Origin of the sequence: Ensifer sp. ENS08 (genome assembly GCF_014852195.1) — a bacterium.
In the GTDB taxonomy this organism is placed as follows: Bacteria; Pseudomonadota; Alphaproteobacteria; order Rhizobiales; family Rhizobiaceae; genus Ensifer; species Ensifer adhaerens.
The window spans coordinates 1-20772 of sequence record NZ_JACVBF010000004.1 but is presented as its reverse complement, the minus strand read 5'-3'; the positions used below and the strand labels follow the sequence as shown (position 1 = coordinate 20772).

General features: G+C 62.7%; 17 protein-coding genes. 3 read left to right on the top strand and 14 right to left on the bottom strand.

Going from position 1 to position 20772, the window contains the following annotated elements; genetic code table 11:
* Positions 1-23 precede the first annotated feature (23 nt).
* The 3 genes from IB272_RS12130 to IB272_RS12120 are packed head-to-tail and all read right to left on the bottom strand — an operon-like array spanning position 24 to position 3320.
* Positions 24-851: an alpha/beta hydrolase gene (locus IB272_RS12130; protein WP_060582912.1), complete on the bottom strand. Its 828-nt coding sequence runs from the start codon at positions 849-851 to the stop codon at positions 24-26.
* A 34-nt stretch (positions 852-885) separates the two neighbouring features.
* Entirely contained in the window at positions 886-1908 is a 1023-nt protein-coding gene (locus IB272_RS12125) for a DUF1254 domain-containing protein (RefSeq protein WP_113135857.1), read from the bottom strand.
* A gap of 17 nt (positions 1909-1925) precedes the next feature.
* Positions 1926-3320, bottom strand: a complete 1395-nt coding sequence (locus IB272_RS12120; protein ID WP_246810355.1) for a DUF1254 domain-containing protein — start codon at positions 3318-3320, stop codon at positions 1926-1928.
* Positions 3321-3514: 194 nt separating this feature from the next.
* Here IB272_RS12120 and IB272_RS12115 point away from each other — a divergent pair, with 194 nt between their 5' ends.
* Positions 3515-5734 carry an adenylate/guanylate cyclase domain-containing protein gene (locus IB272_RS12115; RefSeq protein ID WP_060582914.1) on the top strand — a complete coding sequence of 740 codons (2220 nt, stop codon included), beginning with the start codon at positions 3515-3517 and terminating at the stop codon, positions 5732-5734.
* 27 nt (positions 5735-5761) lie between these two features.
* Here IB272_RS12115 and IB272_RS12110 read toward each other — a convergent pair whose 3' ends face one another.
* From IB272_RS12110 to IB272_RS12070, 9 genes are all read right to left on the bottom strand, one after another.
* On the bottom strand, positions 5762-6265 hold the full coding sequence (locus IB272_RS12110; RefSeq protein ID WP_246810352.1) for a YHS domain-containing (seleno)protein: 504 nt from the start codon (positions 6263-6265) through the stop codon (positions 5762-5764).
* A gap of 22 nt (positions 6266-6287) precedes the next feature.
* Positions 6288-6878 carry an ankyrin repeat domain-containing protein gene (locus IB272_RS12105; protein WP_034802356.1) on the bottom strand — a complete coding sequence of 197 codons (591 nt, stop codon included), beginning with the start codon at positions 6876-6878 and terminating at the stop codon, positions 6288-6290.
* Positions 6879-7010: 132 nt separating this feature from the next.
* Entirely contained in the window at positions 7011-7670 is a 660-nt protein-coding gene (locus IB272_RS12100) for an aspartate/glutamate racemase family protein (RefSeq protein ID WP_034802354.1), read from the bottom strand.
* Positions 7667-9130, bottom strand: a complete 1464-nt coding sequence (locus IB272_RS12095; protein WP_034802351.1) for an MFS transporter — start codon at positions 9128-9130, stop codon at positions 7667-7669. Before IB272_RS12095 ends, IB272_RS12100 begins: the two co-directional genes overlap by 4 nt.
* Positions 9131-9422: 292 nt before the next feature.
* Complete coding sequence (locus tag IB272_RS12090) at positions 9423-10265, bottom strand: MurR/RpiR family transcriptional regulator (protein WP_034802348.1); 843 nt, start codon at positions 10263-10265, stop codon at positions 9423-9425.
* Between the two features lie 122 nt (positions 10266-10387).
* The gene (gene ppk2 / locus IB272_RS12085) at positions 10388-11308 is read right to left on the bottom strand and encodes a polyphosphate kinase 2 (protein WP_060582915.1); all 921 of its coding nucleotides are present in this window, start codon (positions 11306-11308) and stop codon (positions 10388-10390) included.
* Positions 11309-11424: 116 nt separating this feature from the next.
* The gene (locus IB272_RS12080) at positions 11425-12903 is read right to left on the bottom strand and encodes an aldehyde dehydrogenase family protein (protein ID WP_060582916.1); all 1479 of its coding nucleotides are present in this window, start codon (positions 12901-12903) and stop codon (positions 11425-11427) included.
* Between the two features lie 63 nt (positions 12904-12966).
* Complete coding sequence (locus IB272_RS12075) at positions 12967-14211, bottom strand: MFS transporter (RefSeq protein WP_060582917.1); 1245 nt, start codon at positions 14209-14211, stop codon at positions 12967-12969.
* Positions 14212-14468: 257 nt separating this feature from the next.
* Complete coding sequence (locus IB272_RS12070) at positions 14469-14957, bottom strand: DMT family transporter (RefSeq protein ID WP_060521346.1); 489 nt, start codon at positions 14955-14957, stop codon at positions 14469-14471.
* A gap of 80 nt (positions 14958-15037) precedes the next feature.
* On the opposite strand from IB272_RS12070, the gene IB272_RS12065 reads away from it, so the two are divergent.
* On the top strand, positions 15038-15967 hold the full coding sequence (locus IB272_RS12065) for a LysR family transcriptional regulator (RefSeq protein ID WP_246810351.1): 930 nt from the start codon (positions 15038-15040) through the stop codon (positions 15965-15967).
* A 74-nt stretch (positions 15968-16041) separates the two neighbouring features.
* On the opposite strand, the gene IB272_RS12060 is transcribed toward IB272_RS12065, so the two are convergent.
* Both IB272_RS12060 and IB272_RS12055 read right to left on the bottom strand, forming a co-directional pair.
* The gene (locus IB272_RS12060) at positions 16042-17091 is read right to left on the bottom strand and encodes a Tim44 domain-containing protein (RefSeq protein WP_060521345.1); all 1050 of its coding nucleotides are present in this window, start codon (positions 17089-17091) and stop codon (positions 16042-16044) included.
* A gap of 196 nt (positions 17092-17287) precedes the next feature.
* Positions 17288-18883 (bottom strand): GMC family oxidoreductase N-terminal domain-containing protein, encoded by a 1596-nt coding sequence (locus tag IB272_RS12055; RefSeq protein ID WP_060582918.1) that lies wholly within the window; start codon positions 18881-18883, stop codon positions 17288-17290.
* 330 nt (positions 18884-19213) lie between these two features.
* Between IB272_RS12055 and IB272_RS12050 the strand changes: the two genes are divergently transcribed.
* Entirely contained in the window at positions 19214-20158 is a 945-nt protein-coding gene (locus IB272_RS12050; protein WP_060582919.1) for a LysR family transcriptional regulator, read from the top strand.
* Positions 20159-20772 lie beyond the last annotated feature (614 nt).

The following is a 20772-nucleotide window of genomic DNA, read 5'->3' as shown; positions in this document are numbered from 1 at the left end:
CCGACAAGGGCTCGTCAATGCCGTCATTGCGCGTCGCCTTTGGGCTCGTCTTCGAGTGCGACAAGGAAAGCCGTGAGCGCGGCATTGAAGCGGTCGGGCCGCTGCAGCGGGGCGAAGTGGCTGACGCCGTCGAGAAGGATGAACGCGGCGCCGGGAATGCTGCGGGCGAGATGGTCAGCATGCTCGTGTTTGATGAACTCGTCGTTTTCGCTTTGGACGATCACGACCGGCACGCGGATCTTGCCGAGATCTTCCGCCGTGTAGTTCGGCTCGGTTCTCTGCATTTCGCTGACGGCGTCGACGAAGGCGCTGAAATCGTCGGGCGTCGCCGACAGCGCGCGGTAGTCTTCGGCATGACGGCTAAAGCAACGGTCGAGCACCGGGCACGGCTCGATGTCCTTCGTTCCGCTCGGGTCCATGTTGCAGGCGAAGAAGAAGACGCCGCTGACGCGTTCCGGCGTCTGTGAGGCGAGGGTAAGTGCGATGCAGGCGCCATCGCTCCAGCCGGCAAAGGCGGCCTTCTGAATATCCAGCCTGTCCATCACGGCAAGCACGTCCGCCGCCATCAGTTCGTAGGTGTAGGGCTTTCGGTCGCGGGTGCTGCGGCCATGGCCGCGGCTGTCGATCAGGATGACGCGGTGGCCAGTGTCAAGCAGGGCCGGGACTTGAAAGCCCCAGTTGCCGCTGTGGCCAAGGCCGCCGTGCAAGAGGATAACCGGTTCGCCCGATCCATAGGTCGCATACCAGATTCGTGCGCCGTCACGCTCGACACGGCCTTCACCCCTTGCTGCGGGCAGGGGCGTTGCGCCATGCTCGGCGAAGGCCGCAAGGTTGTCATCGCTGTGTTCCATGCATGCGGCCTCCGCTGCCAAATTCGCGGCACGCCTAGTTTACCGGCTGCGGCTCGGGAAAGTGCCAGGTTCCGTCGAGGATTTCCTTGCGCGGCCGGTAGAGCCGCACCGTATAGTTCCAGCCGTCGACCACGGGCAGGCAGTTGGCGATCTTGCCGTCGCAGCCGCCGAACTGGATCGAGACGCTGCCATCGTCGCCCTTCTTGGCGGTGATGTTGTTGATCGCGTAGGCATTGTAGGCGTTTTTTTCGTAGAAGCCTTGCGCGTCGTAGACGCTGACCGACCAGAAGGCATCGACCGGTACGTCCTTGACGTCGAGCTTGTAGATGGTCTTGCCGTCGTTCTTGGCGGGCGTGACGTTGAGATAGGTCGCATCCTTGTCGGGGTTGCCGCCCCAGCCGGTCGCGGTGCCGATCAGATGGCGGATCGGGTCGACGTCGGCCTTGGTGCCGAAGGCCTTCTTGAAGTCCGGCATAGTGGCGCCGAGCGCAAGCAGGGCTTCGCGCACCTTCTTCTGGCTGGCCGGGTCCCAGGCCGGGATTTCGAACGTGCCTTCCTTCTCCTGGGTCACCTTGATCGCATCCTGCAGGGCGTGGACTTCGGCGATATCCTTCTGGTCGGTCGGATCGACCAGGGTGCGGACGCCGACAACGGCGTAGCGCGTGCCGACCTTTTCCTTGCTCAACGTCACCTCTCCGGCACCGTAGACGACCTCCGGCACATAGTGGTCCTCGTTGACCACCTGCAGCGACATGAAGCGTTTTCCCGAGTCCGGCATGGTGACCGTAACCGGGCCCGCGTCGAGATCGAACACGGCCGATGAATAGAGCGTATCGCGGTTGAGGCGAATGACGGTCTGATTGTCGATCGAAGCCGGTTCGCGCCGATGCACGAATTTGCCGAAGGCGCCGTCCTTGACCATGGAGGCAAGGTACATGTCGCTCTCGGCACGAACGAAGTTGTCGACACCGACGGTTACGGGGTCGGCGGCGCTTGCCTGGGTTGCGGCAGCCATCGCCAGTGCACTGGCAATGAGGAACGAACGATAGTGTTTCATATTCAAATCCTCGTTGATCAGTTGGCGCGCCGCATCGGCGGCGCTTTCCATTTTCCGTCCAATGCGTCCGGCTTTGGCCAGTAGAGCCGCATGGCGGTGAAGAACGGGCCGCTCGGCGCCGGCAGCCAGTTTGCTTCCTTGTCAGGCCCAGGGCTCTCGTGCTGGACGTAGAGCGTCACGCCGCCATCGGCGTCCTTTTGCAGGTTCGGTAGCATCGGCGAGTTGATGAGATAGCGGTTAAGCGGATTGGCGTAGAGCAGGCTCGACGGCAGTTCGTAGAGGGTCAGCGACCAGAAGGCGTTGACCGGCGGCAGTTGCCCGGGTTCGAAGCGCAAGGTGTAGTGGCCCGACCCGATCAGCGGCTTCTTCTGGTCATCGACGAAATAGGCGGGATAGAGAGCTTCGTCCTTCGAGTTGCCGTAGATACCGAGAACCGCGCCGGACATGCGCTGCATATAGTCGTTCTTCAGGAACTCCCGCGTGCCGAACGCGTCGGCACTCGAAGCCTTGCCGGTGTCGATTTCGGTTTCCTTGTGTTCCTTGAACGCCGCCCAGGCGTCCGCCATGCCGTCAGTGATCGCCTTCTGGATCTCCGGCGAGAAAGCCGTGATGTTGAACGTCTTGCCCGCACCGATGTTCAGATCGGCGAAACGCTGCATCAGCGCCGTTTCGGACGGGTGCGTCGGGCAGTACTGCAGGATAAAATTCAGGACCCTGTAGAAGTCAGGCGAGGTCTTTTCGTCAGCCGCGCTCAACGGGGTGATAAAATCGACGGCCGCGGCCGGTGCCGGAGCCGGCTGACCAAGGAAGCTCGACAGCGGCTCGACCCTGTAGCCCGCCTGGATCTTCTTGACGTTCTCGATGTCGGCGGGATCAAACATCTGCGTGCGGTAAAGCACGAAAGCGAATTCCGTTTCCGACCGGATCACCGCGTTGATCCCGGGCGGGGTTTCACCCTTCCAGCCCGGTCCCGCCAGCAGGAAGGTGCCAGCCTCGCTGCCGGTGGCGCGACTTCCGACATAGGCGAAATTGAACGTGTACATGTCGACGAACTGGAGCGAGTAGTAGCGCTCCTTCTCGACCGTCGGCACGGTCAGGACCAGCGGCTCGGCGCGCAGGTCCGCGCCCAGGAAGGAGTAGGGCGTATCGGAGTTTGGCGTCTGGATCGCCTTGTCGTCAGGCGTATAGACCCGCGCGGTATTGTTGAGCGTATTCCAGCCGCTCTTGAACTCGGGATTGCCGCGATCGACGAAATAGGAATGCTGCACCCTGTAGCTGTCGACCAGCGGGAAACCGTAGATATAGGCGTCCTTGGCAATGGCGCGCGCCTCGTCCGCCGTGAGTGCGGAATCGGCGGCGCCTGCCCGCGTTACCTTGAATGCCGGCAGTGCCGTTGCAAGGGCGCCGAACATCAGCAGTGACCGTCGTTTGAGCATGGCAGCTTCCTTCGGATGATCGCCTGTAATCGTGGCACTTCAGCGAGGTCCTGCAAGTACGTAACGGTTACGGCCTGGTCGACGCGTCTCATCCATGCGTGCCGATGGCGCCGCCCGCCAAGCTGCGGTACCATTGCCGCTGGAGTACATCGCACGTTGAGAGCCCGTCGATGGAGCGCCGTCTCGCAGCCGTCCTGATCGCGGATGTCGTCGGTTACAGCCGCTTGAGCCGGCTGGACGAGGAAGGGACGCGCTTGCGATTCCAGTCGGATCTCGGCGATATTCTCGAGCCGCTTTTCCGCGAGCATCACGGGCGTCTGGTGAAGACGATGGGCGATGGCCTGCTCGTCGAATTCCGCAGCGTTGTCGACGCGACCCAATGCGCAGTCGAGATCCAGCGGCGCAAGGCGGAGGCGGAAGCCGACAAGGCGCCAAATGGCGAGAGGCTGGACTTCCGCATCGGCATCAATCTTGGCGACATCATCGTCGAGGGTGACGACATCCATGGCGACGGCGTCAACATCGCCGATCGGGTCCAGGGACTTGCCGAGCCGGGTGGTATTGCGATCTCCGGCACGGCTTACGACCAGGTCAGCTCCAAGCTGAAAGTCGGATTTGCGTCCCTGGGTCAACAGACGGTCAAGGGGCTTGCCGAGCCGATCCGGGTTTACCGGGTCCTCCTCGATCCGGGGGCCGCCGGCAGGACGGTTGTCGAGAAGCCTCGACACAATGCGGCCTGGGTGAAGGGATCGGTCGTTGGTCTCGTCGCGATTGCGCTGTCGACTGCGGTCGCCTGGTGGCAGCCGTGGACGTGGATCGGGCAGGAGGGGATGGCGCAGCGCTTCGCCTATCCGCTGCCGGACCAGCCTTCGGTTGCCGTGCTGCCCTTCATCAATGTCAGCGGCGACAGCGATCACGACCATTTGGCCGAGGGGCTGACGGACGATCTCATCACAGAACTCTCGAAAGTGTCCGGCCTCTTTGTCATCGCGCGCCATTCGGTGTTCGCGCTGAAGGGCAGTACCGACAAGATCCAGGACGTGGCCGCCGAGCTTGGCGTACACTATGTGCTGGAGGGCACGCTGCAGCGGGCGGACCAGCGGTTGCGCATCAACGTAAAGCTGATCGATGCGATGAGCGGTCTTTCGCTCTGGGCCGAGCGCTACGATCGGCAATACGCCGACCTCTTTGCGGTTCAGGACGACGTGATCGGCAAGATCATCGCAGCGCTCGAGGTCAAGCTCAGCGAGGGCGAACGCGACCAGCTGGCGCGCATTCCGACGGACAATCTCGAGGCCTACGACAACTACATGCGCGCCGAGCAGCAGGGCTTGATCTGGCGCGACGTCGACACCTATCGCCAGACGCTTTCCTATTATCAGCGGGCGATCGATCTCGATCCGAAATTCGCCGATGCGCATGCCGGTATCGCCCGGGTCGCCGTCGACGTCTGGCGCAACGACTACAACTATCTCTGGTCCGCGGCCGTGGCGCGCAAGATCGCCTATGATGCGGCGGGACAGGCCCTGAAGCTCGACGCCAACAACGCCCGCGCCCATACCGTGCTGGCGCTGCTGCAACTGGTGGACGGCCGTCCCCTTGAGGCAAAGGAATCGGCGCTTCGAGCCGTCTCGGCGCAGCCGGGGGATGCCGAGGCGCTCGCCAATCTGGCGCTGATACTGGCCCAGACCGGTGAACACGAGCAGGCGCTCGACGATATCGAGCGGGCGCTGAGGCTTGATCCGTCGCCATCTTCGAGCCTGCAGCTGCTTTCGGGCATCGTCTATTACACGACGCGTCACCTTGAGAAGGCGATCCCCCTGATCGAAGCGGCCGGCGCATCCTTGCCAAAGGCGGAGGCGGTGCGGGAGTATCTGGCGTCGGCCTATGCCCAGCGCGGCGACCAGCAGAGTGCGGCCGCCGAAGCGGCCGAGCTGTTGAAGCTCTTCCCGGACACGAACCTGAGCTACTACGGCTATCTCTACGACTACTGGCGCGAAGAGGATCTCTATCGCCACCTCTTCGGCCTTCGCGTCGCCGGTATTCCGGAATGGCCCTTCGGCTTCGTCGGCGCCGCCAGCGACCGGCTCGGCCCGGCCGAGCTGAAACAACTGACCACCGACAAGACCTGGGTCGGCGTGCACAAGAACGGCACGGGCTTTGCCCAGTTCTTCGACAAGGACGGCAACACCGCCTATCGCACCAGCAACACCAACATCACCGGTCGGATTGAAGTGAAGGGCAACCAGCTCTGCGAAAAATATGACGGCTATTTTCTCGACCGCATGGTCTGCGGCTATGTCTACCGCAATACGGCAAAGGGCGAGCGCACGGCGGACTACATCAATGTCACGCCGCAGTCGCTGAAGTTCTTCTCGATCGAGAAGTGACGGTTGTCATCGCCGAGCCGCCGGCCTTCAGGGCCGGGGCTGCGTCCAGTTGATGTTCGCCTTCTCGGTGAGCAACGTCTGCTCGACCTCGGACCAGTGCTTGCGCGAATCGACCACCTTGTTCGGGTTCTTCACCAGTCCGTCGGCTGCGCCCGGATCGTAGCTGAGATAGAGCTTGTCCTTGATGATGCGCCAGGCCTTGGGATCGATGTTGGTCGTGACCGTGCCGAAGGAGACGCCATCGGCGCAGTAGCCGCCATATTGCGGCGCATAGCGGGTCGGCTCCTTGATGAACTGGTCGCGATGCTCGGCGCTGGCAAACTGCCAGGTGGCGCCAAGCCAGCGATAGCTGAATTCGGGTGATCCTTCGACAGCCTTGTTCTCGGTGAAATAGGCGACGGGATCGTAACCCTTGATCGCCACGTCACCGAAGTAGCCGGTGTTCACGGGCTCTTCTGCCAGTGACGTGACGGCCGGCGCAAGGAACGCCGCTGTCGCCGCGATTATAAATCGTATGGAGTGTCGAGACATGCCGTTTCCTCCGTTTCCGGATCTATTGACGTTTCGTGCATTCGCCGTAGAGCCATTCGCCGACAAGCTCGGCCTTCTGGCAGGTGGCGCCGGCCTTCAACAGAAGTTCGGCGGCCGGCCAATAGGACCGCCAGCCGGCCTGGGTGAGCGGCGTATAGCCGTTGCGCTCCTTGGCTTCGATGTCTGCCTTGTTGGCAAGCAGGAAGGCGACCACTTCGGCGTGGCCTTCTTCGGCTGCTGCATGCAGAGGCGACATCTTGTAGAAGTTGGCGACGTCGTTGACCGCCGCGCCCTTGGCGACGAGTAGTTTGACGGTTTCGAGATTGCCGCCATAGGCCGCGGCGTGAAGCGCGGTGAGACCGCCCTTGTTGCGGATCTCGATGTCGTTGCCGCGGTCGATGAGAAGGGCGACGACCTCGGCGCGACCCTTGAGAGCGGCAATCAACAGCGCCGGTTCACCGGCCGCATCCGGCTCGGTTATATCGGTTCCCTGATCGAGCAACTGTTTGACGCGTTCCGTGTCGCCGTCCCGTGCCGCGTCATGCAAAGGACCCGCGTTCGCCGCCGCGGCGAAGAACGCCACCGCGACCAGCGAAGCAAAGAGAGATTTCATCGCGTAACCTCCGCCCCAGCTTCGGTCTCGCCAATTAGGAAGGGCGAAAATACCACAGGGCGGCCGGCGGAAACAGGTATTAGCGCCGCCCGATCCATACTCCTTTTGGGTGTCTGCGATGAGGAGTGCCTGTCAGGCGGCGACCTGCATCAGGTCGAGCATGCGGCCGATTGCGCTCGGGATGGGGGCGATGATCGGCGTCGAAAACATCGGCTGGAGCTCGTCGGCCGCCTGGCCGAGCGGGCCGCCGCCGATGATGACGGCCTCGGCGCCGTCGAGCTCGATGCATTGGCGGACCGCCTCGCCGAGAGCCGAAAGCAGCCGATCCGGGTGGGCGGAAAGCGCCAGCGGATCGCCCGAAGTGCAACGGATGCCGGTATATTGTTCCCAGACGCCGAGATCGCGGGCGCGGTCGTCGATCGCCTGGATCAGTTCCGGCGTCGTGGTGGCGACGCCGAATTTGCGGCCGCCCTGTGAGGCCTCGATCATCGAGGCCTCACAGATTCCGATGACGGGGATATCGAGCCGGTGCTTGAGCGCGGCAAGGCCGGGATCGCCGAAGGCGCTGACGACGATGCCGAGGCATCCGACCTCATGCTTTTCGCCGATCTCGACGACCTCGGCAGCGGATGCGTCCAGCTGCTCCGGTGTAACGATCATCGGCGGGTTCCGCATGGCCGTGGCGACTGCCACGGCCATGCGTCCTGATGCCGCCCGGCGTGCGATGGCGACCATCATGTCGCTCGTGGCACGCGAACTGTTCGGGTTGATCAGAAGGATATGTGCGCTCACGTTCTCAGTTCCACGCCGACTTTGATTTCAGAAGTGTCAGCCTTTGCCAGGTCGGCATCGGCAGGCTGGGTGAGGTCTTCCATCGACATGCCGTAGGTTTCGGGGCCGAGCTGGATGCAGAAGGCAAAGACCGCATACATGCCGGCGGCAAGCCCGAAGACACCGACCATGCCGTAGACGTCGAAGAGGGCGCCGGCGATGGTGGGGACGAAGGAACCCGCGGCCGAACCGGTTGCCAGGATCAGCGCCACGCCGAAGGCGCGGATGCGGGTCGGAAAGAGTTCGGGCGCATAGATCCAGATCGAGGTGTTGAGCAGCAGCACGAAGAACTGGAAGATCGCGCCGAACATCAGCACCAGATAGATGTTGGTGCCGAGATAGGCGATCGAGACCGCCGCGAGGCAGGCGAACACGGCGCCGAGCGTCAGCACCTTCTTGCGCGGAAAGTAGTAGCCGAACATCGAGGCGGCGATGGCACCAAGCACGCTGCCGCTCTGGATGATCATGCTGTAGAGCAGGCTGCCCTGCAGCGTGTAGCCCATGGAGACGAAGATGATCGGCATCAGCGTCAGCACGGAAAGCTGGGCGCCGTAGCTCATCAGGATGGCGATGGCGACGGGGATCGTGCGGCCGATGAAGGGCGCGCGGAAGAGTTCCTTCCAGTCGCTCTTGGCCGGCTCTTCGTCCTTCAGGTGATCCTTGGTCAGATACTCCTGGACCTTGAGATTGCGCGGGCGCAACGAGCCGGAGGCAAGGATGGAGAGCACCTTGTTGGCTTCGTCGATCTTGCCCTGCGAAGCCAGGAAGCGCGGGGTCTCCGGCACGAAGCGGCGGTAGAAGACGACGAGCAGAGCCGGGAGCGCGAGGGCGGCGAAGAGCCAGCGCCAGCTGTTTTCACCCGGGAAGAGGGTGAAGATCATCAGGCCGAAGGCGGGCGCCAGGAAGTTGCCGAAGCCGCCGGCGCCGACATTGACGAGGCCGGCCGCCGTGCCGCGGAATTTCGGCGAGCAGAATTCCGACAGCATGGTAACGGCCGTCGAGATTTCGCCGCCGACGCCGAAGCCGACGATGGCACGGGCAAAGCAGAGCGTGGCGAAGTTCGGCGCCATGGCGCAGGCGGCCGAGCCAATGGTGAAGAGCAGGAGGTTGATGGTCAGCATCACGCGTCGGCCGTAGCGGTCGCCGAGGATGCCTGAAAGCAGGCGGCCGATCGCCGCGCTGCCGAAGGTGATGGTGTTGAGGAAACCGATGTCGGTGCCGGTAAGGCCCCAATGTTCTTTCAGGATCGGGCCGGCAACGCCGATGGTGTTCTGTTCGAAGCTGTCGAACAGGCAGCCGATGAGCACGAGGGCGAGAATTTGCTTGTGGGCGCCGGTGACGCCGATCTTGGTGAAGGCTGATTCCAACTGTCTGATGACCGGCGATGACCTGCCGGACGGTACCATATTTTCCGCTGCCATGGTTCGTTCCCCTTTATGGCTTAACAACGTGAAAATGTGAAAACTCAGTTTCATGAAATCTACAGCATGAAATCTGAGTTTCATAGGAGATTCTATGACGCGCTGCGAAAGGAATTGGCCGCTCGCAACCCAGGTTATGGAATGCAGATTTCGTGCCACTCGGTGGGAAACGACAGTTTCTCGTTTGCCGTCAAAAGCTTGGCGACAAATTGCACTCTAACGGGCGGTTGAAACCCAGATTTCTTGTGCTCGAAAAATGTTCTGCCGTTTCAGGCAAATGCCCAATCGGCGCTCACAATTCGTCGAGCGCGTCGTTGATCGCCTCGATGCCGCGCAGGCGGTTTCGGCCGGCGGGACCGGCGATTTCGATGCAACGCGTGGTGAGCAGATGGCAGAGCGCCATCACAGAGACGTGGTTGAACAGGGGCCCCGGCGCTAGCGTCTGGCAGCGGAAATGCCATTCTGCCTGGTTGAGGAAGGGAACGCCTTCGTCGGTGATATAGAGCAGCCTTGCGCCCGATTTTTCGAGCTGCGCGAGGATCGGTTCCATCAATGTGACGCGCCGGCGCAGGCCGAAAAGGATGACGACGTCGTCGTTGTTGATGCTGACCAGATGTTCGCCGAGCGTCTGGCCGCCGCCGGGAATGGCCGAGATGTGCTCGACCACCTGTGTCATCTGCCATTGCAGATAGGTGGCGAAGGAATGGCTGGCGCGAAAGCCGATGACCCAGACTTTGCGGGCGCCAAGGATGGCGGTTGCCGCCGCCGTCACCTGGGTTTCGGAAATGGCGAGAAAGGTCGCTTCGATATTGGCCACGCCCTGCGCCACATGGGACGTGAGCGACTGCTCGCCGCCGCTGTCGGTGGCGGTTGCAAGGAACAGGCGCGAACCGGTCTGCTTGTCGGCGCGGGCATGCCGACGCGCTTCTTCGTAATTGTCGTAGCCGAGCCGCTGGATGAAGCGAGAGACCGTCGCCTTCGACACATGTGCGAGCGCCGCCAGTTCCTGGGCTGAGTAGCTGGCGACCTCGCCTGGAAAATCGCAGAGGAAGTCGCCCAGCCGCCGCTCGGCCGGATGCAGTTCCGGCAGCACTTGGCGAACACGGGTGAGGAAGGAACGTTCTTTCGGGCTCATGCGATGTCCATGAAACTGGCGTTTCACGGCAATCTCTGATTTTCGCGGGGATATTGCAAGCGAGGCGGGCGGATGCCGCCTTGCTTTCAACGGCTGCAGACGCGGGCAGTTGCCCGCGTGCGTCAGTATTTCGACGGCACGTAGAGTTCCGGCGGCAGAACCTTGCGCTCGTAATCCGGGTTGAAGACGCGTTCCGGTAGGGAGATTTCCTCGTGCGGCACGTCCTCGTAGGGGATCTGCTTCAACAGGTGGTCGATGCAGTTCAGACGGGCGCGCTTCTTGTCGTTGCCTTCGACGATATGCCAGGGCGCTTCCGGGATGTTGGTTCGGGCGAAGGTCTCCTCCTTGGCCTTGGTGTAACCTTCCCAGCGCACCCGCGACTGCAGATCCATCGGCGACAGCTTCCACTGCTTCAACGGGTCGTGAATGCGCACCAGGAAGCGCATCTGCTGCTCCTCGTCGGTGATCGAGAACCAGTATTTCACCAGCCGGATGCCGGAGCGAACCAGCATGCGCTCGAATTCCGGCACGTCGTCGAAGAACTGCTCGACCTGGTCCTCGGTGGCGAAGCCCATGACGCGCTCGACGCCGGAGCGGTTGTACCAGGATCGGTCGAAGAGCACGATCTCGCCGCCGGCCGGCAGGTGCGGCACGTAGCGCTGGAAATACCATTGCGTCTTTTCGCGGTCGGACGGTGCCGGCAGCGCGACGACACGCACGACGCGGGGATTGAGCCTCTGGGTGATGCGCTTGATGACGCCGCCTTTGCCAGCGGAATCGCGGCCCTCGAAGATCACCACCACCTTTTCCTTGTGATGGACCACCCAGTCCTGAAGCTTGATCAGCTCCGACTGCAACTTCAGCAGCGAGCGGAAGTAATCGATGCGCGGGATCGATGGCGGGTGGTTCTTGCGGTAGATCTTGCGGATCTCTTCCGACAGCGCCGGTTCGGAAAGCTCGAGTTCGTAGTCCTCGTCGAGCGTGTCGGCCAGTTCTGCTTCCAGCCAGTCCTGCGTTTCGATCTCGTCGTTCGACCTGTTCATCTGACCCTCCGGATTGCGTGTGTTCGACGACAACTTTGCGTGATGCCATCGTTAGTCGGCTTATTTCACAGCCGCATGAAGGGAATTTGACGCTGACCTCCACGCCCCGATCGGCGCTATCCCTTGATGTACCAGCCCCAGGGCTCGTCGGCGTCGAAACTGGTGATCTGCTTGGTCTCCAGATAATTGGAAAGGCCCCAGCGGCCGAGCTCACGGCCGATGCCCGATTGTTTGTAGCCACCCCAGGGTGCTTCGGTGAAGGTCGGCTGCGAGCAGTTGATCCAGACGATGCCAGCGCGAAAAGCGCGGGCGACGCGCTCGCAGCGGTCCCTGTCGGCCGACATGACGGCGGCTGCAAGACCGAAGCGGCTGTCGTTGGCCATGCGGATCGCGTCGGCCTCTTCGCCAAACGGCTTGACGCAGACGACCGGACCAAAGATCTCCTCGCGCCAGACGTAACTGTCTTCGCGCATATCGGTCAGCACTGTCGGTTCGATGAAGTAGCCGCTGTTGAGGCCGGCCGGGCGGCCGCCGCCGCCAGCCACCGTGGCGCCGTCCTGGCGGGCGCGGTCGATCGCGCCCATGATCTTGTCGTACTGCCCCTTCGAGACGATCGGCCCGAGCAGGGTGCCGTCTTGCAGACCATTGCCGATGGTGATCTTCGCCGCTTCTTCGCAGAGGCGCTTGACGACGGTCTCGTAGATCGTCTCCTCGACGAGCACGCGCGAGGTCGCCGAGCAGACCTGGCCCTGGTTCCAGAAGATGCCGAACATGATCCATTCGACGGCCTTGTCGATGTCGCTGTCGGCAAAGACGACGAAGGGTGACTTGCCGCCGAGTTCGAGGCTGACATTCTTGATGTCCTGGGCACCGGCCATCATCACCTTGCGGCCGGTGACGACGGAGCCGGTGAAGGCAAGCTTGTCGACCAGTGGATGCTCGGTCAGCGGTTGGCCGGCGTCCTGGCCGGTGCCGGTGAGGATGTTGAGCACGCCGGCCGGCAGCCCGACTTCCTCGGCGATTACGCCGAGCTCAAGTGCCGTCAGCGGTGTCAGCTCCGACGGTTTGAGCACGATGGTGCAGCCGGCGGCCAGCGCCGGAGCCACCTTCCACGACACCATCAGCAACGGATAGTTCCACGGGGTGATCGCGCCGACGACGCCGAGCGGTTCGCGCACGGCGCGTGACGTGAAGCGGCTGTCGCCGACGGCGATCGCCTCCTCAGGGCTGGTGTCCAGTTCCTCGGCGAGGCCGGCATAATAGCGGAAGCAGCCTGCGGCATCGTCGATGTCCCACAATGCTTCCGGCAGCGGCTTGCCGTTGTCGGCGACTTCGAGCCGGGCCAGCGAGTGGCGCTTTTCCTCGATCTTGGCGGCGATTGCACGCAGATAGGCGGCGCGCTCGCTGCCCGAAAGTTTTGGCCAGGGGCCGCTGTCGAAGGCGATGCGGGCCGCCTTTGCGGCCCTGTCCACGTCTTCGTAAGTTGCCGCAGGCGCACGATGGATGATCTCCTCCGTCGCCGGATCGATCACGTCGAGCGTGCCGCCGCGCCGCGGTTTTTCCCATTTGCCATCGATGAACAACCGGTCCTGCATGCAATACCCCTTTATAGCCCGGTGCGAGTATGGCCAGTCAAAGTGAAACACGCCAGCCGTAAGTTACGGCTGGCGTTGATCTTTTTGCCGCGAGACACTGCTCTGACGGTCGGTCGCCGACCCGCGCCACGCGAGGAACGGCAGAACCGGAAGCACGGCACAGGCGCTGGCAAAGAGCCAGAACTGCCCGAGGGTCACGAGATCGCTGGTATAGAAGGCTCCCGAGACGATGCCGGCGATCAAGCAGGCATCCATGAGCGGCAAGCTCACGGCGTAAAACACCGCCTGGCGCTCCAGGGACAGGCAGCGTTGCACAAGGGTAAAGTAGGTGGCGAAAGCGATCATCTCCGGTATGCCGCCGACGATCAGCAGTCCGCTGGCCACCAGGGTTTTGGGGGCAAAAATCAGCGCGAAGGTCGAAAGGCCTTCGAGCAGGCTGGAGAGGAGATAGGCGCGAAGCAGCGCCTGCGTACTGGTCAAAGCCCCCGCCAATCGGTGCGAGACGACGGCACCAATCAGGGCGCCGGCGCCCTGTGCCGCCAGAAGCAAGGTCCACATCTCCGGGCCGAGATGAAACTGGTCACGATTGAGCCAGAACAGGAACGGCTGCAGTGCCCCGAGCGACACCATGTAGCCGAAGGCCGGGAGCAGCAAAGCCCAGAGCAAGGGGTTCTCGCAAAACATCGCAAGGGTTTCCCGTCCGAAGCCCGATGCGTGCGAGGGTGCCGCGTTCTCTTGCACCGGCTTGTCGCGTGGTTGAAGCACCAGCAGAAGGGCTGCCCCGATCTGGGCAAGGGACAGCGCAAGAAGGGTTGTCACGATCGAGGTGGAGGCAGCTGCCAGACCCGCCGCCGGCGGACCGAAAATCTTGGCGAAGCGGTCGATCGCCTGGAAGGCGGTGTTGGCCTCCATGTTGCGGCCGGCCGGAACGACGGCGGCGCGCAGCATCAACAGACCCGGCGTGATCACCGCGTCCGCAGCGCCGATGACCAGGACGATCATGTGCAATGTCATTGCGTCCGGCGCGAACGCAAGGCCGGGAATGGCGATGGCGGTCACCGACAGGCAGCACAGCACCGGAAGCTGCGGGCCGCTGCGCCGTAGGAGCGAGGCGACGATTGGCGCAAGCAGGAGGCTCGGCAGCAGACGCAAGGCAAGACTGCCGACCAGTTCCGCACCGGCGCCGAAGCGGCTTGCAACGACGAGCGGCAACGCGGCGACGAGCATCCAGGAGCAGAAGGAATCGACGGTGAGGACGAGGCTGATGCGCCGGAAGGCGGCATCGCCCCAAAGATTGGAATTGTCCATAGGAGAGCCCGATGAGACGCAATCGATCTCGGGTCTGCTGTATTGGGCAGGTTTGATGAGATCGAACGCGAACAGGATAAGCCCGCGCAAGAGGCGGACGGTTCTGGGCTCACAGATGCAAGCCCCGCCTTGCGGGGCAAATCAGGCCATCAAATGGGGTTCGCTCGACATGGTCAGCCATCTACCATGGGTGCTTCTCAGGTGACAAGCGGCAGCCTTGATCGTCATGGCTGCCGCTGCCGAGATGCGGCTCTGTGCTATCGCGGCGCGTTGGCCAAGGCCGGCGTGACATTGGCGATCTGGGTGATCACCATGCCGCCGACGATGAAGAACAGGCCGGTCAGCCGCGCCGCATTGACCGGCTTTTGCGGGAAACCCATAAGGCCGTAGTGATCGATCAACATGGAAATGACCATCTGGCCGGCGATGACGGCGACAATGAAGCTTGCCGCGCCGAGCTTCGGCGCAAGGAGGAGAGCCGCGGTGATGTAGATCACGCCGGCGAGGCCGCCGACCCAGATCCACCACGGACCCTTGAATGCCACAGCCAGGCTGGGCAACGGCGCCCGGAAGGCAATCAGCATCGGCAGGATGAGCGCGAGACTGACGCCGAGCGAGACGACCGTCGCCCAGAGCGGATGGCCGAGGAGGCGGCCAAGATTGGCATTGGCGCCGGCCTGGAGGGGGACGACGGCGCCGGCGAAGATCGCCACGGCAAGCAACAGGAGGGAGGAGAGATTGGGCATTGTTTTTCCTTTTTGTTGCGGCGATCCTCCATCATCTATCTTGGGAATGGAAATTCCAATTCTTCACGTGCTATATTCGTATGATGAATAATCTTGGCGCATTCGACCTGAACCTGCTCGTGGTGCTCGACGCGCTCCTGGCGGAGCGCCACGTCTCGCGCGCGGCTCTGCGGTTGAACAAGAGCCAGCCTGCCGTCAGCCATGCGCTGGCGCGGTTGCGTGCTCTGTTCGACGATCCCTTGCTGGTTCGCCATGGCGGCCAGCTCGAGCCGACGGTGCGGGCGCTGGAGATCGCGCCGCAGCTTGCCGAAGCGCTCGCGCATATGCGTCTGCTCATGGGGTCTCAGCCGTTCGATCCGGCGCGCGAGCCCCACGTCTTCCGGCTGGCGATGTCCGATTACGCTGCGCTTGTGCTGCTGCCGCAACTGATGACCGTGCTGCGCCGGCAGGCGCCGAACGTCGATATCCTCGTCAGCCAGGCAAGCCGCGAAGTGATGATGGCACAGGCCGTCGACGGCGAAATCGATCTGGCGCTCGGGGTTTTCCCGACGCTTGCCGAGGATCTGAGGACATCATTGCTGTTCGAGGAGCACTTCGCCTGCCTGGCCGATCGCGCGAGCCTCGGCGGCGAAACGACGATGGATCTTTCGGCCTATCTGCAGCGGCCGCATATTCTCGTCTCCCTGCGTGGCGATACCGGCAACGAGATCGACCTTGCGCTTTCGGCTATTGGACACAAGCGCCGCATTGCGCTGGCCCTGCCTCATTGGAGTGCGGCGCCGGGTCTCGTTCCCGGAACCGACCTCGTGCTTACGGTTGCGCGCCGGATCCTGCCCCGCGACAGGGGGGCTGGGCCACTCGCCATCTTCGCGCCGCCCTTCGCGATCCCGCCCTTCGCCTTCCGGCAGATCTGGCACCGGCGGCGCGACGGCGACCCCGCCCATCGCTGGCTGCGGGATCTGATCACCGGCATCCTCGCGCCGCCGACTGTGGCCCCCGCGGCCGTGTGATTGGACAAGCCTGAAAACGGAAAGGCCCGGTGCGGCGACGCCGACCGGGCCTTTTCTATAGGCTTTGCTGTGCGTCAGTCGTGGCTGACGCCCTGGATCGCCGAAACCTGCCATTCGGCACCCGGCTTGCGCACGAAAGTCCAGAGCTCGACGGCTTCCGTCAGATTGTCCGGATCGCCGCTGATCACCTTGCCGGTGGTGCGGTCGCGCATGACGTCGATGCTCTCGTAGCGCATGGCGACGGTCGCAAATTCGGTTCCGTTTTCCGACCAGGCTTCGGCGACGTCGCCCTGAACGAGGTGCACGTCGCGCACATCGTTCTTGACGCCGCTCGTGGCGTTGTCGCTGAGCTCTTCGGCTAGGTAAGACATGGCTTCCGGCGTCGTCAGGCGACGCAGCGTGCCGTAGTCTTCCGCGGCGTAAGCCGCCTGCACGTCCTTCAGCATCTTTTCGAACTGCTCGAGGTCAGACCCCTGGACGCCGATTTCATCGGCCGGGCCGTCGGTGACGGGCGCCGCCTGAGGGGCTGCCTGGGGTCGAGCCTGCACCTGACCGCTTGCCTGACCGCCGCCGATGCTCGGGATCTTGAACGACGGCATGCCGTTCGATGGCTGCTGGCCCGACGAGCGCTCGGACGGGCCGGCATAGGCTGTCTGCTGGCGGTTGCGGTTAAAGAAGCGCATGGCGAGCATGATCAGGCCACCGATCAGGAGCATCTGCACGATCAGGCCGAGGAAGCCGGCAGCACCGCCGAAACCGCCGCCCATCAGCATGCCGATGAGGCCGCCGACCATCAGGCCACCGAGCAGCGAACCGCCGAAGCCGCTGAAGAAGCCCGGACGGGCATTCGGCTGGGTGGCGTTCGGGCGCGTCTGGCCGGCTGCCGGATTGGTCGCGGCCGGGCCTGCGTCCTGGCGCGGCGTCATCGAACGGTCGATCGGTGCCGCGTTGGTCGGCGCCGTACGGGTGACCGGCGGCTGCGAGAAGGTGCGGGTGCCGCGGCTACCGAAGCCGCCGCCCGAACGCCGCGCTTCGGCGACGTCCACAACGGTCAGCGCGACGACCATGCCGATCGCCATCATTGCCAGAGTTCGTCCAAAACGCCCAAATCGCTGCATTGCCATCACAACCCCTAAATCTTGCTTGGGCTCAAACCGAGCCATCAGGACCTGATATAGGGGCTCAACGCCTGAGATTTAAGCTTTTCGCGCCGCTTTTCGGCCAGTTTACCGTTATCCGACACCGCTAGCTGGCCGAATCCGGCATGGAATCAGCATCTTCGACGGGCGCCCGAGTGCAGCCCGCCCTTGCCGCTGACGCCTAACGATTGACTGCCAGGATCATCGTTGCCGCCTTTTCGGCGATCATGATCGTCGGCGAATTGGTGTTGCCCGAGGTGATCGTCGGCATGACCGAGGCGTCGGCGATGCGCAATCCCTTCAGGCCGCGCAGGCGCAGTTCCGGATCGACGACGCTCTCCGGATCGGCGCCCATGCGGCAGGTCCCAACCGGATGGAAGATCGTCGTGCCGATATCGCCGGCCGCGCGCTTCAGGTCCTCCTCGGTCTCGTAGGACGGGCCCGGCTTGAACTCGACCGGGTTGAAGCGGGCGAAAGAGGGTTGCTTGACGATCTGCCGCGTCAACCGGATGGCGCTGACCGCGACATCGCGGTCGGCCTCCGCCGTCAGGTAGCGCGGCCTGATGTCCGGTGCGGCGGCAAAATCCGGACCCTTCAGATGTACCGAACCGCGGCTTTCCGGGCGCAGATTGCAGACGCTGGCGGTGATTGCCGGGAAGGAATGAACCGGCTCGCCGAACTTGTCGAGCGACACCGGCTGCACGTGATACTGCAGATCCGGCGTTTCCTTTTCCGGTCCGGAGCGGGTGAAGATGCCGAGCTGGCTCGGCGCCATTGCCATCGGCCCGGAACGCTTCAGCAGATATTCGAGCCCGATCGACGCCTTGCCGAACAGCGAGTTTGCCTTTTCGTTGAGCGTCGGCACGCCGGTGACCTTGTAGGCCATGCGCAGCTGCAGATGATCCTGCAGGTTTTCGCCGACGCCGGCGCGTTCGTGGCGAAGCTCGATGCCGTTTGCCTGCAGCACGTCACCACGGCCGATGCCGGAGAGTTCGAGGATATGGGGTGAGCCGATCGCGCCGGCGGAGAGCACAGTTTCGCGGGTTGCGCCGGCGCGCTTGACTGTGCCGTCATGCTGGAATTCAACGCCGGCGATGCGATCGCCCTCGATGATCAGCTTGCGCACATGCGCCTTGGTCAGAACTGTGAGGTTGCCGCGCTTCTGCGCCGGGCGCAGGAATGCCTTTGCGGTGTTCCAGCGGATGCCGGAACGCTGGTTGACATCGAAATAACCGGAGCCTTCGTTGCTGCCGCGGTTGAAATCCGGCGTCTCGGGAATGCCGGCTTCGCTTGCCGCCTTCTGAAAAGCGTCGAGCACGTCCCAGCGCACGCGCGCCTTTTCCACCCGCCATTCGCCGCCGGCGCCGTGCATCTCGTTGGCACCGCGATAGTGGTCCTCGGATTTCCTGAAGAGCGGCAGCACGTCGTCCCAGCCCCAGCCGGTACAGCCGAGCTGGCGCCAGTGGTCGTAGTCCTCAGCCTGGCCGCGCATATAGATCATGCCGTTGATCGACGAGCAGCCGCCGAGCACCTTGCCGCGGGGATAGCCGAGCGAACGGCCGTTCAGGCCCTCTTCCGCTGCGGTCGTGAAACACCAGTCCGTGCGCGGATTGTTGATGCAATAGAGATAGCCGACCGGAATGTGGATCCAATGGTAGTTGTCGCGGCCGCCGGCTTCGAGCAGCAGCACGCGATGCCCCGGGTTTTCCGAAAGGCGGTTGGCAAGCACGCAGCCGGCGCTACCTGCCCCAACGACGATGAAGTCGTATATGTCCATGGTTCTCCCTCGATATGTACGGCGCGACCCTTCAGATCCCGGGTTCGGGCGACATCGCTCCTTCAGCCGCGCCCCGGCGCCGCATTCTTGAGCTTCGTCATCTTGTCTTCTTCCTGAACCGTCAGCCGCCGCGAACGAACGCAGGAATACTCCGGCGCCGGATGGTGGCCGCCGGGGCGTTCGTTTCGGTCTGTTCATATTTGGCCAGACATGCTCCTCAGATGTCCGCTCTGACGCGTACAATCGGGAAAAAACCGCTTGGATGCAAGCGTCCGGAACCGTAAATTGCAAAACAGGATCTGTTCATTTTCGGACAGACGGGGAGTAAGCATGAATCCGAATTTCACCTGGGACGATCTGCAGTTCTTTCTGGCGGTGGCCCGCACCGGGCAACTGTCGACGGCGGCGCGGCGCTTGAGGACCAGCCATGCCACGGTGTCTCGTCGCATCGACAGGCTGGAATTCGCGCTCAAGGTCAAGCTGTTCGAGCGCAATCCGCGCGGCTACATCTTGACCGGCATGGGCCAGCGCTTCGTCGAAACCGCCGAGCGGATCGAGCGCGAGACCGAACAGTTGCAGCTCGACATCAATGACGGTCTGACGGCGCAACGCGGCGTCGTCCGTCTCAGCACACTCGAAGGCTTCGGCAACTTCTTTCTGGCCGACCGGCTGGCGGACTTTGCGGCGCGCTATCCGAACGTCTCCCTGGAGATGCTGGCGATCCAGCAGATCATGTCTCTGTCGCGCAAGGAGGCGGATATCCAGGTGGCGCTGACGGCGCCGAAGACTGGGCCTTACCAATCCGAGGTGCTGACGCCCTATACGCTGCATGTCTATGGCGCGCGCAGCTATCTCTCGAAGCACCCGCCGATCACCGGGCGCAACGATCTCGCCGCACACCGCTTCGTCGGATACATCGACGACATGATCTTCGCGCCGGGTCTCGATTACCTGGGGGAGCTGCAGCCGGGCCTGCATGCCCATTTCCAGAGTTCGAGCATCCTGACGCAGTTGAAGGCCGTGCGGCAGGGGCTGGGCCTTTGCGTCTTGCCACACTTCATCGCGCAGCAGGAAGACGACCTGGAGATCGTTCTGCCGGAAGAGATCGAGCTCAAGCGCACCTACTGGCTGGTTTGCCATAGAGACCTGGTTGCCGTCCCGCGGGTAAGGGCGGTGCGCGAATTCCTGATGCAGAGCGTCAGGGAAAACCGCGGCCATTTCACCCGTGAAATGGCACTGCCGACCACAGACGTTAGGCACCTGTCGCGCTCCTAAATCCTGCCTGATTGTGGCGATATATGATCTTGCAACCAAGGGCAGTGATTTGCGGACCGAAAGACCGCGGTCTCGCGGATCAAAATCGACCTAGTTTATCAACAGCTGGAATTATTGTGTAAATTCAGAGAGTTGTCGATTTTTGAAGTTTTTTTGAACGTGGCTGTTGACGTCTGTGAGGATGGGGGTCTATAAGCCCGATCACTGACGAGGGCGGCGGCGCTGCTGGCGACGACGACCTTCGCTCTAGAGTTTCCTGATTGGCTTGGTGCTGATTGAGGGGTTCGGAACGAGCGTTCTGGGCTTTGTGGAAACGGTTTGACGGACGGTGAGTTCGTCGGTTTTTTGACAATTGAATATAGAGAAAGAGAAACGTGGGCGGCGGAGCTCGTGGGGAACCTTTAGGGGTTCTTTCGGAAAGAGACTTTGGCGGTCACGTTTTAACAAGAGACTACACCTGTTTTCTCGATGGCGATCTTTGGATTGCTGTTGATTGAAGACAAGGTGTGAGTTCTCGTCGATTCAGAACGTGACGTAATGCCAATGATTGAATTCTCAACTTGAGAGTTTGATCCTGGCTCAGAACGAACGCTGGCGGCAGGCTTAACACATGC

Excerpts from the sequence above, each read along its gene's own strand:
- IB272_RS12130 (WP_060582912.1), bottom strand. The coding sequence starts at position 851 with ATGGAACACAGCGATGACAACCTTGCGGCCTTCGCCGAGCATGGCGCA.
- IB272_RS12125 (WP_113135857.1), bottom strand. The coding sequence starts at position 1,908 with ATGAAACACTATCGTTCGTTCCTCATTGCCAGTGCACTGGCGATGGCT.
- IB272_RS12120 (WP_246810355.1), bottom strand. The coding sequence starts at position 3,320 with ATGTTCGGCGCCCTTGCAACGGCACTGCCGGCATTCAAGGTAACGCGG.
- IB272_RS12115 (WP_060582914.1), top strand. The coding sequence starts at position 3,515 with ATGGAGCGCCGTCTCGCAGCCGTCCTGATCGCGGATGTCGTCGGTTAC.
- IB272_RS12110 (WP_246810352.1), bottom strand. The coding sequence starts at position 6,265 with ATGTCTCGACACTCCATACGATTTATAATCGCGGCGACAGCGGCGTTC.
- IB272_RS12105 (WP_034802356.1), bottom strand. The coding sequence starts at position 6,878 with ATGAAATCTCTCTTTGCTTCGCTGGTCGCGGTGGCGTTCTTCGCCGCG.
- IB272_RS12095 (WP_034802351.1), bottom strand. The coding sequence starts at position 9,130 with ATGGCAGCGGAAAATATGGTACCGTCCGGCAGGTCATCGCCGGTCATC.
- IB272_RS12090 (WP_034802348.1), bottom strand. The coding sequence starts at position 10,265 with ATGAGCCCGAAAGAACGTTCCTTCCTCACCCGTGTTCGCCAAGTGCTG.
- ppk2 (WP_060582915.1), bottom strand. The coding sequence starts at position 11,308 with ATGAACAGGTCGAACGACGAGATCGAAACGCAGGACTGGCTGGAAGCA.
- IB272_RS12080 (WP_060582916.1), bottom strand. The coding sequence starts at position 12,903 with ATGCAGGACCGGTTGTTCATCGATGGCAAATGGGAAAAACCGCGGCGC.
- IB272_RS12075 (WP_060582917.1), bottom strand. The coding sequence starts at position 14,211 with ATGGACAATTCCAATCTTTGGGGCGATGCCGCCTTCCGGCGCATCAGC.
- IB272_RS12070 (WP_060521346.1), bottom strand. The coding sequence starts at position 14,957 with ATGCCCAATCTCTCCTCCCTCCTGTTGCTTGCCGTGGCGATCTTCGCC.
- IB272_RS12065 (WP_246810351.1), top strand. The coding sequence starts at position 15,038 with ATGATGAATAATCTTGGCGCATTCGACCTGAACCTGCTCGTGGTGCTC.
- IB272_RS12060 (WP_060521345.1), bottom strand. The coding sequence starts at position 17,091 with ATGGCAATGCAGCGATTTGGGCGTTTTGGACGAACTCTGGCAATGATG.
- IB272_RS12055 (WP_060582918.1), bottom strand. The coding sequence starts at position 18,883 with ATGGACATATACGACTTCATCGTCGTTGGGGCAGGTAGCGCCGGCTGC.
- IB272_RS12050 (WP_060582919.1), top strand. The coding sequence starts at position 19,214 with ATGAATCCGAATTTCACCTGGGACGATCTGCAGTTCTTTCTGGCGGTG.